The 17,980-nt window shown below is 63.8% G+C and carries 14 protein-coding genes and 1 rRNA gene; 12 read left to right on the top strand and 3 right to left on the bottom strand.

Going from position 1 to position 17,980, the window contains the following annotated elements; genetic code table 11:
- The first annotated feature begins 8 nt into the window (after positions 1–8).
- The 4 genes from rrf to E8E95_RS22515 all read left to right on the top strand — a co-directional run bounded on the left by rrf (position 9) and on the right by E8E95_RS22515 (position 3,850).
- Positions 9–124, top strand: a 5S ribosomal RNA gene (gene rrf, locus E8E95_RS22530).
- Between the two features lie 169 nt (positions 125–293).
- Positions 294–956, top strand: coding sequence for a paraquat-inducible protein A (locus E8E95_RS22525; protein WP_280354019.1), 663 nt, complete (start codon positions 294–296; stop codon positions 954–956).
- The gene (locus E8E95_RS22520) at positions 943–1,566 is read left to right on the top strand and encodes a paraquat-inducible protein A (protein ID WP_280354018.1); all 624 of its coding nucleotides are present in this window, start codon (positions 943–945) and stop codon (positions 1,564–1,566) included. Before E8E95_RS22525 ends, E8E95_RS22520 begins: the two co-directional genes overlap by 14 nt.
- On the top strand, positions 1,559–3,850 hold the full coding sequence (locus E8E95_RS22515) for an MlaD family protein (RefSeq protein ID WP_179060546.1): 2,292 nt from the start codon (positions 1,559–1,561) through the stop codon (positions 3,848–3,850). Before E8E95_RS22520 ends, E8E95_RS22515 begins: the two co-directional genes overlap by 8 nt.
- A 58-nt stretch (positions 3,851–3,908) precedes the next feature.
- On the opposite strand, the gene mksF is transcribed toward E8E95_RS22515, so the two are convergent.
- Genes mksF through mksB form a run of 3 tightly spaced genes read right to left on the bottom strand, consistent with a single transcriptional unit; the run spans position 3,909 to position 8,709 of the window.
- Complete coding sequence (gene mksF / locus E8E95_RS22510; RefSeq protein ID WP_280354016.1) at positions 3,909–6,743, bottom strand: Mks condensin complex protein MksF; 2,835 nt, start codon at positions 6,741–6,743, stop codon at positions 3,909–3,911.
- On the bottom strand, positions 6,740–7,450 hold the full coding sequence (gene mksE, locus E8E95_RS22505) for an Mks condensin complex protein MksE (RefSeq protein ID WP_280354014.1): 711 nt from the start codon (positions 7,448–7,450) through the stop codon (positions 6,740–6,742). Before mksE ends, mksF begins: the two co-directional genes overlap by 4 nt.
- Entirely contained in the window at positions 7,450–8,709 is a 1,260-nt protein-coding gene (mksB, locus tag E8E95_RS22500; RefSeq protein WP_280354012.1) for an Mks condensin complex protein MksB, read from the bottom strand. The genes mksE and mksB overlap by 1 nt, the downstream gene beginning before the upstream one ends.
- Before the next feature lie 236 nt (positions 8,710–8,945).
- Here mksB and E8E95_RS22495 point away from each other — a divergent pair, with 236 nt between their 5' ends.
- From E8E95_RS22495 to rimI, 8 genes are all read left to right on the top strand, one after another.
- Positions 8,946–9,554, top strand: coding sequence for a hypothetical protein (locus tag E8E95_RS22495; RefSeq protein ID WP_280354010.1), 609 nt, complete (start codon positions 8,946–8,948; stop codon positions 9,552–9,554).
- 174 nt (positions 9,555–9,728) lie between these two features.
- Positions 9,729–10,775: a DUF6160 family protein gene (locus tag E8E95_RS22490; protein ID WP_280354008.1), complete on the top strand. Its 1,047-nt coding sequence runs from the start codon at positions 9,729–9,731 to the stop codon at positions 10,773–10,775.
- A 2-nt stretch (positions 10,776–10,777) separates the two neighbouring features.
- On the top strand, positions 10,778–11,806 hold the full coding sequence (locus tag E8E95_RS22485; protein ID WP_280354007.1) for a hypothetical protein: 1,029 nt from the start codon (positions 10,778–10,780) through the stop codon (positions 11,804–11,806).
- Positions 11,796–12,404, top strand: a complete 609-nt coding sequence (locus E8E95_RS22480) for a DUF6160 family protein (RefSeq protein WP_280354005.1) — start codon at positions 11,796–11,798, stop codon at positions 12,402–12,404. The genes E8E95_RS22485 and E8E95_RS22480 overlap by 11 nt, the downstream gene beginning before the upstream one ends.
- Before the next feature lie 10 nt (positions 12,405–12,414).
- Positions 12,415–14,739, top strand: coding sequence for a DUF6160 family protein (locus E8E95_RS22475; protein WP_280354004.1), 2,325 nt, complete (start codon positions 12,415–12,417; stop codon positions 14,737–14,739).
- Between the two features lie 381 nt (positions 14,740–15,120).
- Positions 15,121–16,671: a 2-isopropylmalate synthase gene (locus tag E8E95_RS22470; RefSeq protein WP_280354002.1), complete on the top strand. Its 1,551-nt coding sequence runs from the start codon at positions 15,121–15,123 to the stop codon at positions 16,669–16,671.
- A complete protein-coding gene (locus tag E8E95_RS22465; protein ID WP_280354000.1) occupies positions 16,668–17,471 on the top strand; it encodes an energy transducer TonB in 804 nt (267 codons plus the stop codon). The genes E8E95_RS22470 and E8E95_RS22465 overlap by 4 nt, the downstream gene beginning before the upstream one ends.
- A complete protein-coding gene (rimI, locus tag E8E95_RS22460) occupies positions 17,468–17,920 on the top strand; it encodes a ribosomal protein S18-alanine N-acetyltransferase (RefSeq protein ID WP_280353998.1) in 453 nt (150 codons plus the stop codon). The genes E8E95_RS22465 and rimI overlap by 4 nt, the downstream gene beginning before the upstream one ends.
- The last annotated feature ends 60 nt before the right edge of the window (positions 17,921–17,980 follow it).

The following is a 17,980-nucleotide window of genomic DNA, read 5'->3' as shown; positions in this document are numbered from 1 at the left end:
CCGAATTGCTTGACGACCATAGAGCGTTGGAACCACCTGATCCCATCCCGAACTCAGCAGTGAAACGACGCATCGCCGATGGTAGTGTGGAGCTTCTCCATGTGAGAGTAGGTCATCGTCAAGCTTCTATCCCAAACCCCCGATCCGTGAAAACGGTTCGGGGGTTTGTCTTTGGGCGCGAGAAAAGCATGCGGTCCGGCGTCGAAGGCGGTAGCGCCCGGAAACTCTTGAATCGCTACCGCCCCTGCTCCGCTCGTCTAGAATAGCCGCGATACCCAAAGAGCCTTGCAACCATGCCCGACCTGGCGGAACAACGACCGCTTTCCGAACTTCCCTTACACGACCTGATTGCCTGTCACGAGTGCGATCTATTGATGCGTCACCCACACCTCGGCGAAGAGCAGAAGGCCTGCTGCCCGCGTTGTGGTTACGAACTGGTGGTGCACCGTTCGCAGATGGTGCGCCGCGCCCTGGCCCTGGTGCTAACTGCGCTGCTCTTGTTCGTGCCGGCAAACTTCCTTCCCATCATGAAGCTCAATCTGCTTGGGCAGACCAGTCACGACACGGTTTGGACAGGGGTTTTAGGCCTCTACAACACGGGTATGGAAGGTGTCGCGGTGCTGGTGTTCCTGTGCAGCATGGTGATCCCTCTGATCAAACTGCTCTGCCAGCTGATTGTGCTGGTTTGCATCAGTACCCGCCGCGCCCTTGGCCTAGGGCTGATGCTCTATCGCCTGTATCACCACCTGCGGGAGTGGGGGATGCTCGAGGTCTACCTCATGGGCATCCTGGTTTCCATCGTCAAGTTGATCGACCTCGCGGACCTCCATCTGGGCATCGGCCTTGCCTGTTTCATCGGCCTGCTGCTGACCCAGGTGTGGCTTGAAGTGACCATGTCGCCCCACCAGGTCTGGGATGCGCTGGAGGCCGAAGGAGACGCCCATGCGCGCCATTGATGCCGGCATCATCGTCTGCGACGAATGCCACCAGCTGAACCGCCCCGAGTCTGATGACGATCATGGCACCTGCAGTCGTTGCGGTGCGCGCCTGCATCCCCGCCGCCCCAACAGCCTGACCCGCACCTGGGCATTGCTGATTACAGCAGCCATTCTCTATGTGCCCGCCAATGTGCTGCCGATCATGACGGTGAACTTCCTGGGCAACGGTGCGCCCTCGACCATCATGGGGGGTGTGCTCGAACTGATTCACGCCGAAATGGTGCCCATTGCGCTGGTCGTTTTCGTGGCGAGCATCCTCGTGCCTACTTTCAAGTTGGTGGGCATCGCGCTGCTGCTTTACTCAGTACAGCGTCGGCTGCCCATGTCGCCGCGACAGCGCATCCTGATGTACCGCTTCATTGAATGGATAGGCCGCTGGTCCATGCTGGATATCTTCGTCATTGCCATCCTCGTGGCGTTGGTGAACTTCGGCAACCTGGCCAGCATCGAAGCCAACCTGGGGGCGGCTGCCTTTGCCAGCGTCGTGGTGATCACCATGATCGCGGCAGTGACTTTCGACCCCAGGCTGATCTGGGACAACACCGATATGGACGACGAGAATGCCTGAGTTGCCAACGCCCAAAACCCGTAAAACCACGAGTTGGTCCGCCATCTGGATCCTCCCACTGTTGGCGCTGATCATTGGCCTCTGGCTGGCATGGAAAGCCATGAGCGAAGCAGGCATCGAGATCCAGATCCGTTTCGAGAACGGGGACGGCATCCAGGTCGGCAAGACTCAACTGATGTACAAGGGCATCCAGGTTGGCAAGGTCGTCGACCTGCACGTCAGCGACGATATCAAGGGCGTGGTTGCGACTGTCGAAGTGATGAAGGAGGCCGAGCCCTACCTCAGCAAGGAGACCCGCTTCTGGCTGGTACGCCCGCGGGTATCGCTCGCCGGCGTCACTGGCCTGGAGACCCTGGTCTCCGGCATCTACATTGCCATCGACCCGGTGAAGGGGGAGCCCGCGCGGCGCTATACCGCGCTGGCTGAGCCTCCACCCTTGTCCGATTCGCTACCTGGCCTTCACCTCACCCTCAAGGCCGAGCGCCTCGGTTCGCTCGAACAGGGCAGCCCGGTCTACTACCGGCAGATCCAGGTTGGCCAGGTGAAGAGCTATCAACTGGCCGAAGACCAGCGCACCGTCGAGATCAAGGTGCACATCGAACAGCCCTATGCGCATCTAGTGCGCAAGCACACACGATTCTGGAATGCCAGCGGACTCAATGTCACCGCGGGCCTGTCGGGTGTGAAGATTCGCACCGAGTCCGTGCTCAGCATCATGGCCGGCGGCATCGCCTTCTCTACGCCGGAGCACCGCCAGGACAGTCCACCCACCGACCCCAGCATCCCGTTCCGCCTGTATGACGGCTTCGAATCCGCCGAGGCCGGCCTTCGAGTACTGCTGCGGATGGACGACGTCAGCGGCCTCAGCCCGGGCAACACCCCGGTGATGTACAACGGCGTCCAGGTCGGCACCCTGAAGAAACTCGACATGGACAAGGACTTCACGGGTGCCACGGCAGAGCTGACCATGGAACCGCGCACTGAAGACTACCTAGTCGAGGGCACCGAGTTCTGGACGGTGAAACCCTCGATCTCGCTGGCGGGCATCACGGGCATCGAGGCCCTGGTGAAGGGCAACTACATTGCCGTGCGCTTCGCCAAGGAAGGGACGCCGACCCGTGAGTTCAAGGTGCGTCCCAAGGCGCCGCCGCTGAATACCGATGCACCCGGCCTGCACCTGGTGCTGACCAGCGAGCGTCTCGGTTCCCTCGAAGTCGGCAGCCCGGTGCTATTCCGTCAGATGCGCGTGGGCAGTGTGCAGAGCTACCAGCTCTCGCGTAACCAGCAGCGTGTGGTGATCGGCATCCACATCGAGCCCGAGTTCACCAAGCTGGTCAACGAGTCCACCCGCTTCTGGAATTCCAGCGGCATTACCCTCAAGGGCGGCCTGTCAGGCGTCGAGGTGAAGAGCGAATCGCTGCAAACCCTGCTGGCGGGCGGTATCACGTTCGACACGCCAGACCCGAAAGCCAAGCCGGTTACCCGGCCACGCCGCTTCACCCTGTACGACGACGAGGCCCAGGCCGTCGTCAAGGGCACCCTGGTCGACATCGTCATTCCGCAGGCGGAGGGCATCAAGGCAGGCACACCGATCCGCTTCAAGGGCATCGATGTCGGCGAAGTGGAAACCGTAACCCTGAACAGCGACCTTTCCGGCGTCACGGTCAAGGCGCGCCTGACCCAGGCGGCGGATCGCATCGCGCGTGCCGGCACTCAGTTCTGGGTGGTGCGACCGGAGCTTGGCCTGCTGCGTACTGCCAACCTGGATACCCTGGTCAGTGGCCAGTACCTGGAAGTCCTGCCTGCGGGCAAGCCAGGTGCCCCACAGACGCGCTTTACCGCACTTGCCGAATCGCCTGACCCGATCGCGCGCCAGGAGGGCTTGCGCATCACCCTCAGCGCGCCGCGTCGCGGCTCGATCAAACCAGGTGTGATCGTCAGCTACCGCGAAGTCCCCGTGGGCAAGGTGCTCACCTATGAACTGGGCAAGACCGCCGATCGCGTCTTCATCCAGGTGCTCATTGAGCCGCGCTATGCGCCCCTGGTGCACAGTGGCAGCCGCTTCTGGCACACCAGTGGCGTAGGGGTGGATGCCAGTCTGTTCAACGGCGTGAAGGTGCGGACCGAGTCCCTGGAGTCGATGGTGGAAGGGGGTATTTCCTTCGCCACACCGAACGAAGGGCAGATGGGTAACCGCGCGCTCAATGGCCAGACATTCGCCCTGCACGATGATGCCGAGGACGAGTGGCTGACCTGGGCGCCGAAGATTCCTTTGGCCAGGTAAACCCCGCAACAAACAAAAGGGCCGCAATTGCGGCCCTTTTGCTATCTCGGCGAAGGTATCAGGCGGGTTCTGCCGCCTCGTCCGTCGCGTCCTGGGTGGCCTTGGCCACATCACGACGCTTGATGAACTTCCAGTCCGCCTCGTCGATGTAGATGCCGTTCGGACCGCTGCCGCCTTCCAGGTCGATGGCGACGTTGGCCGACACCTGCGGCTTCACCGACGCGAGGATCGGTGTGAAGCCCAGTTGTTGGCTGGTCTCGATCAGCGCCTGCTGGTTGCGCTCGTCGATGTCTGCCGCCTCGTCCAGGTAGTAAGGGAGGCGGATGCGACCGGCCTGCTCGCGGTCCATCAGGTGCAGCAGCAGGTACATGTTGGTCAGCGCCTTGATGGTCATGGTGGTGCCGTTGGAAGCGGCGCCATCGATGTCCGTGTGGATGACCGGCTGGCCGTGCACCTTCGTGATCTCGAAGGCCAGTTCGAACAGGTCCTTCAGGCCCAACTGGTTGCCGTTGGCGGCCACCAGGCGTGCCAGGTACTCCTTGGCTTCCTCGTTCTTCGCGTCCTGGTCGCTGGAGTTGGTCAGGTCGAACACCGAAAGGGTTTCGCCTTCCTCGTACTGGCCGGCACTGTGAATGATCTGATCGATGTGGCGCAGGGCTTCCTTGTTCGGGGCGAGGACGATGCGGAAGCTCGCGAGATTGGATACCTGACGCTTGTTGATCTCGCGGTTGAACAGGGCCAGTTGATGCTCGAGGTTGTCGTAGTCGCTGCGGATATTGCGCAGCGTACGGGCGATGTCGGTGACCGCCGCGCGACGTGCCTTGGCCAGGGTCAGTGCCTCGTCCTGGCGGTGCGCGTAGGCGTTGATCAGCAGTTGCAGGCGACGCTCGGCGTCGTCCTCGCTGTCGAACTTGGCCACGCCCTTCAGGCGTACCTGGGCGTAGAGCGCCTCGATCTGACCGTCGATGCGCTGCAGTGCCTGCCAGGTGTCCTGGTAGTCATTGAGCAGGGGCAGCAGGTTGTCCAGGCTGTCGTCCACCGGGTCCATGAACGGCTTGCCGAAGGGCAGGTCGGCGGGCAGCAGCTGGCGACGGCGCAGGGCGTCTTCCAGGGTGCGTTCCTTGGCTTCCAGGTCGGCGAGTTGACGACCCACCAGCTGCAGCTTGGCGGAGAGTTGCTGGACGCGTTCGGTGAAGGCATCGGCGGATCGCTTGAGTTCGTCCTGGGTGGCTTCCAGCTGCGCCAGCTCTTCCAGTTTGGCGGGCTCTTCGGCTGCCAGGGTCTGGCTCTTGCGGAAGTCTTCCAGGGCTTTCTGGGCGTCCAGCACGTCCTGGTACAGCTTCTCGGCCTGGGCCTTGCTCGCGGCACGGTCGGCGGCCACAGACTGCTGGGTCTTGAGCTGCTTCAGCTCGCGCTCCAGGCGGTCCTTCTGGTCGCGCAGGGCGGCGCGGTCGGCCAGGGCCTGCAGGGCCGGCGGCTCGATGTGGGACAGGTCGATGGACAGGCCCGGCACCTCGAACTGGCTGCCCTTGAACTGGTCGAGCACGGTTTCCAGGGTTTTCACCCAGGCTTCGCCATCGTCCAGCTGGATACCTTTCTCGCCCAGCGGCAGGCTGAACAGCTGGCCATTGAACAGGCGCATCAGGCGGTCCACGTCGGCCTGGGAGAATTCTTCGCGCAGACGGGAGTAGCTGTTGTTGTCGGCATGGTCGAGCTGCTGCTTGACCGCCTTCAGGCGTTTCTCCAAGTCTCGCAGGCGTTCGTCGAGATCCTCGGCGGAGAACTGGCGGGACTGCGCCAGGGCGCCGGCCAGTTCGTCGTGGGCGTCCTTGGCGGCGAGCAGCTGCTGCTCCAGGACCTTGGCGTCATCCACCAGCGCGAAACGGTTCTTCAGCACCGCTAGTTCGCCCAGCCAGCGCTGGTTTTCGGTGATGGCGCGCTCCAGGCGCATCATTTCCTGGGTGCCGCCACGCTGTTCGTTTTGCAGGCCGTCCTGTTCGCCGCGGTAATGCTCGGCCTGGATCACCAACTCTTCGCGGCGGGCGCCGGAATAGTCCTGCCAGGTACCCAGCAGGGAATCCAGCAGCGGCGAAATGCGGTGCAGCTTGCCGCGCAGGGTTTCGCGCTGGGACACACCGTTGGCCAGGGCCTCGACCAGCGGGCCGGCGGAAACCAGTGCCTGGTAGTCCTGTTCCATGCGGCGCACGTCGCGGAAGGCTTCTTCGCAGGCGGCGATGTAGTCCACGCTGCCCGAGCGCAGGCTGTGCTCGAACGCGTCGAGGAACAGCTGCTTGAGCTTGGCCGCGGTGATCTCGCGCATGTGCAGCAGGTTGATGAACAGCGAGCGGAAGGTCTTCAGACTCTGCTCGCTGGTGGAGCGTAGCGGGATCAGCGTCAGGTCCAGTGGGATGGAGGTGTGACCCCCCACCAGCAGTCGGCGCAGTTCATCGGGCTTGAGCTCGTAGGCCTTGATGCCCTCGCGCTCCAGGCTGTTGAACAGCTCACGCTGGCGCAGGCAGGTGCCGTCGCGCTGGTAGTGCTCCAGATTCAGTTCACCGCGATAGGCGAAGAACTGGTGGCCGAAGCCGCCGCCCGGGCCGCGACCGGCAACGCCGATGACGTGCGGGCCGTGGGGCAGCGAGACTTCCACCAGGATGTAGCTGGTATCGGTGGCGAAGTAGAACTTGCGCGACTGCTCCAGGCTGTACTTGCCGAAGCTCATGTCCGACATGCGCGCCAGGATCGGGAACTGCAGCGCGTTGATCGAGGCGGACTTGCCCAGGTTGTTGGCGCCGTAGATCGACAGCGGGGTCTCCAGCGGGAACAGGCCCAGGCTGTATCCGGCGGTATTCAGCAGGGCGAAGCGGCGGATGCCGTAGCGTTCCTGGCTCATGCGTCTTCCTCCTGGGCGGCGCGTTCTTCGGCCATGGCGCGGGCCAGGGCGTCTTCTTCGGACTCGGCGGGCGCATCGACAGCCTCGGGCTCGTCGATGGGGATGATGGCGTCGCCGCTGTCGTCATCCATCAGCACCGGAGCACGCAGCTCCAGGTCGGTGCTGTGCAGGCTGGCGGCCAGGTCGCGGTCGTGCTGCACCGCCAGGCACACATCGAGGAAACGGTGCATCGGCGGCAGGAAGCGGTAGACGCCGTTGCTGTCCTCGGCGAAGCCCAGCTGGGTGAGGCGGCGGATCACCTTCTCTTCCAGCTCTTCATGGGTGGTGACTTCGGCCTGCATGAACAGGTCGCGGTACTTCTCCAGCAGGGACGGTAGTTCGTCACGGCCAATGCTGCCGCCGTCGAGCACGGAAAGGGGGTCGCGACCCTGGTCAGCCAGATGCTCCACCAGGATGAAGGTGAACAGCGCCAGGCGTTGGGCGGTCTTGTTCACCTGGGCGCCCATCTGCTCGGGCACGAAGTAGTAGAAACCACGCGGGTCGCAGACCAGCTCGAAACCTAGGCCCTTGAACAGCGCGCGGTACTGGTCCTGCATGGTGGACAGCTGGGCGTAGCACTCCGGCTCGCTGCGGGAGAGGTGATAGCCCTTGAACAGCTCGCGGAAGATGGGCGCGAGCTGGGTCAATTCTTTCAGGTCGATATTCATCAGGAAGTCTTCTCGGCCGCGGCGGTGGGGCTCTTGATCAGGGCGTAGGAGCTCAGGCTGACCTGGTGCTCGGCGGTCAGGTAGTCACGGCGCTCCAGGCGATCACGCGAGAAGCGCGCATCGCGGGACAGGCGCGAGAACCAGTAGAGGAGTTCGTCGGTGGCGCCTTCGGGCTCCTGCTCCAGCAGCCAGACCATCAGGTCCGGCAGCGGCAGGGCCTGCTCGCAACGGTCGAGCATTTCCCGCGCGGTCTTCGGCGAGCGCGGCGCAGCGGCCTTGCGTGTGCCGCCGGACTTCGGGAAGTGCGCCGGTTTCGGCTGGAAGCGAGCCAGGGCGTAAACGTAGGCCTCGACCTGGGAGCCACTGCCAAGGAAGGTGGTCTGCGGACGGGTGAACAGCGGCATCGCTGTCTGGGGCACGGCGTCCAGTCCCTTCTTGCGGATCACCGACAGTGCCAGCGCGGCGCCACGGGTCACGGCGTTGTGCCGACGGGCTTCTTCGCGTAGGGGCAGCAGCAGCTCACGGGCCTTGCGCAAGGTGAGCTGAGCGCTGGTCTGCATTTCAAGGATGCGCGCATGGGTGCGCAGCAGCAGGTCGTCGTCCACCAGCTGGCCGAGGCGTTGCTGCTCGCCCAACAGACGCAGCAGCACCTGCTCGACGCGCCGCACGCCTTGCTCGAAGGCACCGTCGGCGGCCACCAGCTGGATCATCGGCTCGACGTACTCGTCCCAGGTGGCCAGCACTTCGGCGTAGCGCTGGCGCAGGGGAATCTGCCGGTCGCTGGTCTTGGCGCGGTCGGCCACGGCGACCAGGGCCTGCTCGTCGTTGTCGAGTTTCTTCAGGACATCGCGAACGCGCATGTCGAGCAGACGCAGCTGACGCGCCAGGTCGTTGCCGTCACGGATTTCGAAGGCTTCCTGGATATAGCCGGCGAGGCGTTCCAGGTGACGCAGGTAGGCTTCGATCTCCAGGCACAGGCCGAGGCGGTGTTCGCGCCGCAGGTAGGCGAGGAAGTCGTGGATCTGCGCGTTCAGCTCGAAGCGGTTGGGACTCTTGGCCACGGGAACCAGGATGTCCAGGCGCACCCAGAGGTCAAGCAGGGCGGTCACGTCGGTGGGCGTGCCCTCCGGCAACTGGCCGGCGAGCTGCACGCGCAGTTCCACCAGGCTCAGGGTGCCGGCATCGAAGCGCTCGCAGAGCGGCTCGAGCAACGTCCAGTGTTCGGCTAGGGCGCGCAGTACGCGCTTGGGATCGATCATCGATTGGCCGGGGTTCGCTGAAAAAAGAGGCGATTGTACTTCAGGTTGCCGGCAGCAATTGAGCTTCAACCGATCAGAGGAGCGACACCCGTCGCGGACTGACGTTTTTTGGCAGTTTACGACTGGCATCGTGCTATTAGGGGCCCGAAAGCAGCGAGGAACCCCCGTGCAAGTGATTGAATTCGCTGGCATGTTTTCTGCGTTAGGGAAACGTCCGCTGTAATGCCGCAGAAACCATGAGCCCCGAATCCGCACTTCTCGCCGACGCCCGCTGGGCCGAGCTGGAACGCCAGACCGACCTGGACTGGGACCTCGACGCCATCACCAACCGGCAAGAGGCCATCGACTTCCTGCTGCACTTCGAAAACCGCCTGTGCGTCTATTCCGCCTACGTGGAAAAGCTCTACAGCCGCTACAGCTTCGTGGTGCCGGAAGAGGAACACGGCAGCATCACCATCCTTCCCGACGAGATGGCCTGGCACGACACCTTCCATGACATTCCCGCCGACGCCGTCCTGCCTACCGGAATCCATGTCCTTCCCGGTGAAGTGCTGGGCTCAACCGGCCTCTACCTGAAGATTCCCGGCGAGCACCGCCTCAGCGCTTCCCACGAACTGCCCTTCCAGGACGGCCTCAAATTCCTGATCCAGCGCTACCAGTCCCGTGGGGTGCAGTTCCTGCCGGTACTGGTCAAGGGCGACCTGCGCGAGTACGAGGCACGTATGCCTTCGTTGCACCTGCATCGCATCGACACGAGCCGCCTGGGGCGCAACTCCCGGCTGGAAGTGTCGAACATCAAGGGCGCCATCGCCGACCACCTGATCGGCCTGTTCCGCCAGGGCTGACCTCGGCGTTACCCCGTTGTTGCGATGGGTAACAGCTATCCGTCGCCGACTTCCTGACAGCTACCTTCAACTCGACTATGGGTCGGGACGCTTCCCGGTCGGCCTCCCTATAGTGGCTAGAAAGGGGACGAGTCTTCGTCGCTTGCCCATACAAGAACAATCAGGGATGTCGCCATGCGTTCGAATCCGCTGCCCGCCTGGTCGCTGAAGGCCGTTCTTCTTGCCGGGCTGTTCGCCACGTCCATCGCCCAGGCGCGTATGGAAGAGTTGGCCGACAACGAACTGTCGAACATCACCGGCCAGGCCTTCATCAATCTGACCACCGACGCCAACGCCGGGATCAACTACACCCGCGTCAACTTCGGGGTGAACGTCGATACCCAGCTGAACATGAAGAAGCTCCAGCTCGGCCAGTACGACGACGCCGCAACGAGGGCGGGGGAAGTCGCCGGTTCGTCCGACATCCTCATCAACAACTTCGCCCTCGGCACCGTGAATGCCGACGGTTCGGTGAACCCCTTCCGCATCGCCGATCCCTTCGTCGAGCTGGCCTATTCCGGCAACAAGGTGGTGGGCGTGCGCATCGGCTTCGGCGAGGCCAAGGGTGTGTTGTCCGGGGATATCCAGAGCCTGACCGGGAACATTCCGGTACACATCACCGGCACCGCCCAACCCATCATTGACAAGGCTTCGGGTTGGGACCGTTTCCTGCTGGGACTGGCGGGCATCACCGGCAGCACCAAGCTACAGGGGGACGCGACGCTGGTGAACTCCGGCGGTGATGTCGACCCGGTGCGCGGCGGCCTGGCCGGCATGCCAAACGGCGCGGCGTTGAGCTGCGTCAGCGGCTGCAATCTCGGCGGCCTCTCCGATGCCCTGCTGGGCCTGTTCAAGTCCAGCGGCTGCGGCATCCTCTCCCTGTCCACCTGCTTCCCGCTGAGCGACTTCAAGTCACTGCCAGTGGGCAACATCTCCAACATGAACACCATGGATGGCGCCGCGAAGGGCTTCTTCATCTCCTTCCAGACCCAGGACCTGGCGTGGAAGGACATGGACCAGAACGCCTTCATGACCGCCCTCAAGGGCGCCTTCATGAACATGCCCAAGTACCGGGATGCCAACGGCAATCTGGTGTCGCCGATCAACATCGACTTCGAGCAGGCGTTCAATGGCATCCCGCGCCAGGACACCTGCCTGGGCACAGCCACTGCGGGGTGCTGAGCATGAGCAGAGCCGTTGTGATCCTGCTGTCGCTGGCCGCCGCCACAGCACAGGCTGAACTCAAGGCGATGGATGACGCGGAGCTTTCCAATGTGGACGGTGCCGGGATCGGCTTCGTGCTGGACCAGGTCCTGCTGGACGCCAACAACGCGACCATCACCATCAACGACATCACCAATGCCGCCAAGCAGAACGTCCCGATCGCGGTGAAGGAGTTCTACCTCGGCGCTGCCGGCAGCAACAAAGGCGCGAACCTCAACCCCGTGACCATCGGCCGGCTCAACCATCCCTTCGCCCTCAACCTGGCCAAGGGCGAAGACATGCGCACCCTGCGGGACGACGGGCAGTGGGTACAGACCACCCCGAGCAATGTCACGGTCCTCGAATTCATGTTCCCCGAGCGTCTGACCGGTGCCGCTGGCCAGCCCTGTATTGCGGGTCTGGCCGCAGCCGGCAACAACTGCTCCAGCCGCGCCAGCGAAAAGGTGGACCTGGGGATTCGCTTCGACTTCCAGGTCGCCGCCGGGCGCACCGATATCCTCAACCTGGACTTCGCCGAGTTGGCGATGGACGGCTCCTACCTGCGCCTGTGGGGCGACAGCAGCCGCAGCCAGATGGTGGGTGAGGCGCGCATCAATATCTTCACCAAGAGCCTGCAGATCATGAGCTGCGCGGCCGGCACCACCGGCTGCACGACCGCTACCGAGCAGCGTGATCGCACCATCTTCCTCAACAACGCCTACGCGAACATCTCCCTCGGTTACGGCAAGACCCAGCCGCTGTTGTTCGACGTGAGCAGCAACGGCCAGTTCGTGCTCGAATTGCCCAACCCCACAGCGTCCGGCGCCACCCAGGCGCAAAAGGATGCGCTGGCCGCCGACTTCTACGCCAACGCGCCGCGCACCAACATCGTCATCAACAGCCTCCAGGCCGGCAGTGGCAGTGCCGCCAGCGGCGGCTACAACTTCGGCTACAACGCCATCCAGGGCCTCAGCATCAACTACCTGAAGGTGACCAGCCATGATCTCTAAGGCGCTCTACCTGGCGGCGCTGCTGGTGCTGCCGATGCTGGCGCAAGCCGAACTGCAGGCGCTGGAGGATGCCGACCTGAGCCAGATGAGCGGGCAGGGCGGGGTGTATCTTTCTGGCGAGTTCAGCATCAACAAGAACGGCGGCGTGCTCTGGAACACCCCGGTTTCCAACAACCCCACCACCTGGAAAGCCAACGAGCGCAGCTGCGCCATCGCCGGTGCCGCCACCCCTGAAAGCTGCGGCTTGCGCATTGCCATTCGTTCCGAGGCCAATGGCGGCTGGTACGTGCTGGACAACCTCAAGGGCATCTTCAGCTTCGAGGGGCTGACACTGAATACACGGCTGATCAACAGCGGTTTTGGTGGCGACGGTGCGGCCTTCAACCAGGATGTCCTGGCCATCGGCCTGCCCAACGAGATGCGCTTCAAGAACGGCAGCTTCGCCTTCGGCGTGGCCAACCAGGGCGGCTGGCAGAACAAGTCCGGCACCGTCGCCAACGGCGGCAACCCCAGCTACCAGCAGACCAACATTTTCTCGGCGAAGATCGACGGCACTATCCGCATGCAGGGCAGCGTGCTGATCTTCCCGAAGAACTGAGGAACCGACCATGCGCCCAGCCCCCTTGCTGCTCAGCATGCTCCTCGCCTCCCAGGCCCAGGCCATGGAAGCGCTGGATGACTCCACCATGGCCTCGGTGAGCGGCCAGGGCGGCATCAGCCTGGAAACCTCCAGCCAGGGCTGGTCGGCCAGCAACGTCAGCTACACCCAGGATGGCCGCAGCCTGAACCTGCGGGATGTGAGCAATCGCGCCGCCAGCGGCACCACCAGCACCTCCCAGTCCACCATCGACGTGCAAGGCGGCCAGTTGCAGGTCCAGCACAGTTCCAGCCCCCAGGTGCTGGCGGTGAATAACATCGAGATGGATGGCAGCAGCAAGAGCTTTGGCTCGTTCCGCGCCTTCTACACCCTGGGCGCCACCTTGAAGCTCAAGGGCGGCGGTGCCAGCGGAGTCAGTGGCATCGCGGTGGACGACAGCCGGCTGTCCCTCACCGATGTGACCTTCTATTACCGCGACAACGGCTTCGACCTCATCGTCAAAGGCCTGTCCTTCGACACCTACCTGAACAACGCCTATCTGGACGTCGTCAGCGGCGGCAGTGGTCAGGAGGTCAAACTCAACCTTGGCGACGCGCGCTTCATCGGCACCATTGGCGGCATCAGTCTCGATCTCGCCCACAGCGATCCCACCGGCTCACCCGTGACGCCCGGCGCGCCCGACCTGCGTGACCCCAACGCCGGCCGCAGCTTCGGCAAGCTGAACATGGACCTGCGCCTGGGTGGCAGCCTCAGCGTCGCCAGTGGCGGTGCCAGCGGCGAAGGCATCCGCATCCGCCCGGACCTGAATATTGGCAACAGCCTGTTCCAGTACCAGGACGAAGGCATCCTGCGCGCCGAGAACTTCTCCGGCACCCTGCGCAGCCTTGGCGGCCTGACCCTCGACCTGGCCCAGGACGTGGCCGGCAGTTATGCACAGGTGGCGTTCCAGGACCTCAAGCTCAACGCCACACTGGGTGGCCTGATCATCGGCAACCCGACCAACCAGAAACTCGGCAGCCTGGCCATCGACCTCAACTTCGCCGACGACGGCGCCAAGCAGAACTGGCTCAAGCTGCGGCCGGGCGGTGACCCCAATTCCGGTGCCAAGGGCCTGACTGCCGATGTCAGCTGGAACATGGCCAACAGTTCGGTTTCCCTCACCGATAACGGCAACAGCATGTGGTTCAGCGGGCTGCGCACCAACGGCACCGGCCAGATCACCCTGGACCTGACCAGGAGCTGCGCCGGCGGGGCCAGCACCGGGTGCTACGCCGGCACCCAGAGCGACATGGGCAAGGGCAGCTACAACGGCCATTTCGACGGCTTGCGCCTTGGGCTTTCCAACATCAACGGTGGCTACAGCTTCGACGGCCTGCGCGTGGGCTCGCCCAACGCGCCGCTGCAGGGCGGTACCGAACTGCTGGTGCTGATGGAAATCTTCCCGGCCTACGACTTCACCCTGAACGGTCAGATCACCCTGTTGCCGGGCGGCAGCAGCGGCGACGGTGTGCGCTACAACGCCGACTTCGTCTTCAGCGATGCCCGCGCGGCGATCTCGGTCGACGAGACCGGCAAGGGCCTGTGGCTGGCGGGCACGACCTACGACATACACTTCCGTGATGGCTCGGTGGACGTAAGCAACAACGGTGTGGAGCTGCGCAAGGGCACCTACTGGTCGAAGCTGGAAGTCAGCGACCTGCGCTGGGGTGATCGCGCCACCGGCACCAGCCTTGGCCGACTGGTGCTGAAACGCTTCGAGCAGGGCTCCACCTTGGCGCTCAGTTCCGGCGGTGCTGGGGCACTCTGTGTGGGTGGCAGCGGCACCTCGGCTAGTGCCTGCTCGGCCAGCGGCGGACGCTGGGAAGATCGCGGCAATGAAGGGGTGTCGGTGAAGTTGAAGAATGTCTTCGTCCGCGATACCGCCATCGAAAGCACCACCAACGGTGTGGCCACCGACGAGAAGCGCAACCAGATCGTCTGGGAAACCAACCGCGTCAACGGCGCCGCCGGCACCGGCAGCCAGCTGGTTGTGGATAACTTCTCCACTTCCGACGGCAACCCCAGTGATCCCAATGCCAACACTTACGGTTTCAACGCCGACCTCAACCTGGACGTGGCGCCCACCAAGGTCTGCACCAAGAACGGCGGCACCTGCAGCCCGGTCAGCCCGGACCCGCTGGGCTTCGCGGTGAACGGCCGCATCCACTTCAAGGAAATCAACGTCGATCGCCTGCAGCACGTCCACCCAACCGGCGGCGCCGTCACCTCCATGTATGGCATCAAGGTGCAGAACGCCGATATCAGCGCCAACCTGACGGCTACGCCGATCAATTGAGGAGCAGGGCGCCGCTTTTCTGTGGGGGCGAATTCATTCGCTGACCGGACTGCAGGTTCGGCCTGTGACTGTTCTGGGGCCGCTGCGCGTCCCTCAGCGACTAAAGTCGCCCCCACAAGGAATATCCGGGAGCTGATCTTTTCTTGTGGGAGCGAATTCATTCGCGATTGCAGGACTCAGTCCTGCCCTTGTCCGATGCATTCGCGAATGAATTCGCTCCTACAGGAGAATCCCCGAGCAGAAATCCACCCGCCCACCGACCTTTCCGCCTCCCACTTTTCACGCCACAATTCCCTGATCGGGTGCCGTCGCCACGAGCAGTCCGGCACCATCAGCCTGAGCCCCGGCCGCACGCACGGTGGGGCCGTGAGGAGCGAGCCCATGAGCAGTCAAGATCGCGTCATCATCTTCGACACCACCCTGCGGGACGGCGAGCAGAGCCCCGGCGCTTCCATGACCAAGGAAGAAAAGCTGCGCATCGCCAAGGCACTCGAACGGATGCGGGTGGACGTGATCGAGGCCGGCTTCGCCATCGCCAGCCCTGGTGACTTCGAGGCGGTCAGGGCCATTGCCGACAGCATCAAGGACAGCACCGTATGCAGCCTGTCCCGCGCCGTGGATGCCGACATCGACCGCGCCGCCGAAGCGCTGGCCGGTGCCAACTCCGCGCGCATCCACACCTTCATCGCCACCAGCCCCATCCACATGCAATACAAGCTGCGGATGCAGCCGGACCAGGTGGTGGAGCAGGCCATCCGCGCCGTGAAGCGCGCGCGCAACCTTTGCGCTGACGTGGAGTTCTCCTGCGAGGACGCCGGCCGCTCGGAGATCGATTTCCTCTGCCGCATCATCGAAGCCGCCATTGATGCCGGTGCCCGCACCATCAACATTCCCGACACCGTGGGCTACGCCATTCCGCACCAGTACGCCGACACTATGCGTCAGCTCCTGCAGCGCATCCCCAATGCCGACAAGGCGGTGTTCTCGGTGCACTGTCATAACGACCTCGGGCTGGCCGTGGCCAACTCCCTGGCGGCCGTTGCAGTCGGGGCTCGCCAGGTGGAATGCACGATCAACGGCCTGGGCGAGCGTGCCGGCAACGCTGCGCTGGAAGAAATCGTCATGGCCATCAAGACCCGCCAGGACGTGCTCGGCGTCTACACCAACATCGATACCCCGCACATCCTCAGCACCTCGCGCATGGTTTCCGGCATTACCGGCTTCCCGGTGCAGCCGAACAAGGCCATCGTCGGTGCCAACGCCTTCGCGCACGAGTCCGGCATTCACCAGGACGGCGTGCTCAAGCACCGCGAGACCTACGAGATCATGTCTGCCCAGTCCGTCGGCTGGCACACCAACAAGATGGTGCTGGGCAAGCACTCCGGGCGGAACGCCTTCCGCACCCGCCTGGACGAACTGGGCATCGCGCTGGCCAGCGAAGCCGACCTGAATGCCGCCTTCGCCCGCTTCAAGGAGCTGGCGGACAAGAAACACGAGATCTTCGACGAAGACCTGCAGGCGCTGGTCTCCGACACCCTGGGCGAGGAAGCCCCGGAACACTTCAAACTGGTCTACCTGGAGGTCGCTTCGAAGACCGGCGAAGTGCCGCAGGCCAAGCTGGTGCTGTCCATCGACGGTGTGGAACAAGGCGCTAGCGCCGACGGTTCCGGCCCGGTGGATGCCACCTTCAAGGCCATCGAAAGCCTGGCGACGTCCGAGTCGAGCCTGCAGCTCTATTCGGTCAATGCCATCACCCAGGGGACCGATTCCCAGGGTGAAGTCACCGTCCGCCTGGAAAAAGCCGGACGAATCGTCAACGGAAACGGTGCGGATACCGATATAGTTGTCGCCTCCGCAAAGGCCTACCTCAACGCGCTGAACCTGATGCAGGCCGGCGTGCGCAAGGCTCACCCACAGGTTGCTGACGTTTGATCACAGAACACCGTCGTCGCGCGTATCTCGATGCCATGCAGGTAGCCACCTGGCTACCTCGCACGGCATTGCCCTTCGCCGCGCCCTCCAATCCCGAATTGCTGGCCCTGGCTCCGGAAGTTCCCCTCGAGGACGCACCGGCTCCGGTCGCTGCCGTAACGCCCGTAACCCCCGCAGCGGAAGCCCGACCGGCAGCGACCTCGGCGCGCGCCAAGATTGAGGTTCCGCGTCCCGGCAGCACGCCGCGTCCGACGGTGCAGCCCGAACCCGAAGGTGCCGCCGAAGCCGAAACCGCACCGGCCAAGGCGGAGGTGCTGCCGCCGCCACGTTTCTCACTGCAACTGCTGCGTGCCGGCAACTGCCTGCTGCTGGTGGAATTGCCCACCGGCGAGCCCTTCCAGAGTCGCGACCCGGCGTACCTGCTGCTGAAGGACCTGCTGCGCGCCGCCGGCCTGCCGGATAGCCCGCAGATCCTCGGCGAGCCGGTGCGCTGGCCGTTGCTCAGTCGCGGCAACATGGACCAGGGCCCCGATGCCGCGCGCGACTTCATCCAGGGGTTCGTTGGCGTGCGCATGGAAGAGCAGGGCGAATGCGCCTGCCTCTGGCTCGTAGGCCTGCCGGCGATACGATTTGCCGGTGAAGCCGACGCCACTGCGTTCAACCGCGAACTGCAGGTCGAAGGCCTCGGCGCGGCCTGGGCACTGCCTGGCCTGGAACTGTTGATGGACGAGCCCGAACGCAAGGGCGAACTCTGGCAAGCCATGCGCCGCGTGATGCGCCGCTGGAAGCACACTGAATGACCGATGCCGTTTCCTTCCGCCCGATGACCGAGGCGGACCTCGATACTGTCCTGAAAATCGAATACGCCGCCTTCAGCCATCCCTGGACCCGCGGCATCTTCAACGACAGCCTCAAATCCTACGATTGCTGGCTGATGTTCGACGGCGATCAGCAGGTCGGCCACGGCGTGATCAACGTCATCCTCGACGAGGCTCACCTGCTGAATATCACCGTCAAGCCGGAAAGCCAGGGCCGCGGCCTGGGCCTGCGTCTGCTGGAGCGCCTGATGGAGCGCGCCCGCGAGCTGCAGGCCGGCGAATGCTTCCTCGAAGTGCGCGCCAGCAACCAGTCCGCCTACCGCTTGTACGAGCGTTACGGCTTCAACGAAATCGGCCGTCGCCGCGATTACTACCCAGCCGTGGGTGGTCGCGAAGACGCCCTGGTCATGGCCTGCACGCTGATCGATTGAGCCCCGCGCAGGCCATTGCCAAAGCTCCCGGTGCTCCGTAAGGTGCCGCCAGCCAGAAGA

Origin of the sequence: Pseudomonas sp. BN414, from assembly GCF_029871275.1 — a bacterium.
Classification (GTDB): domain Bacteria; phylum Pseudomonadota; class Gammaproteobacteria; order Pseudomonadales; family Pseudomonadaceae; genus Metapseudomonas; species Metapseudomonas resinovorans_C.
This window is presented reverse-complemented; position numbering and strand designations above follow the sequence as displayed.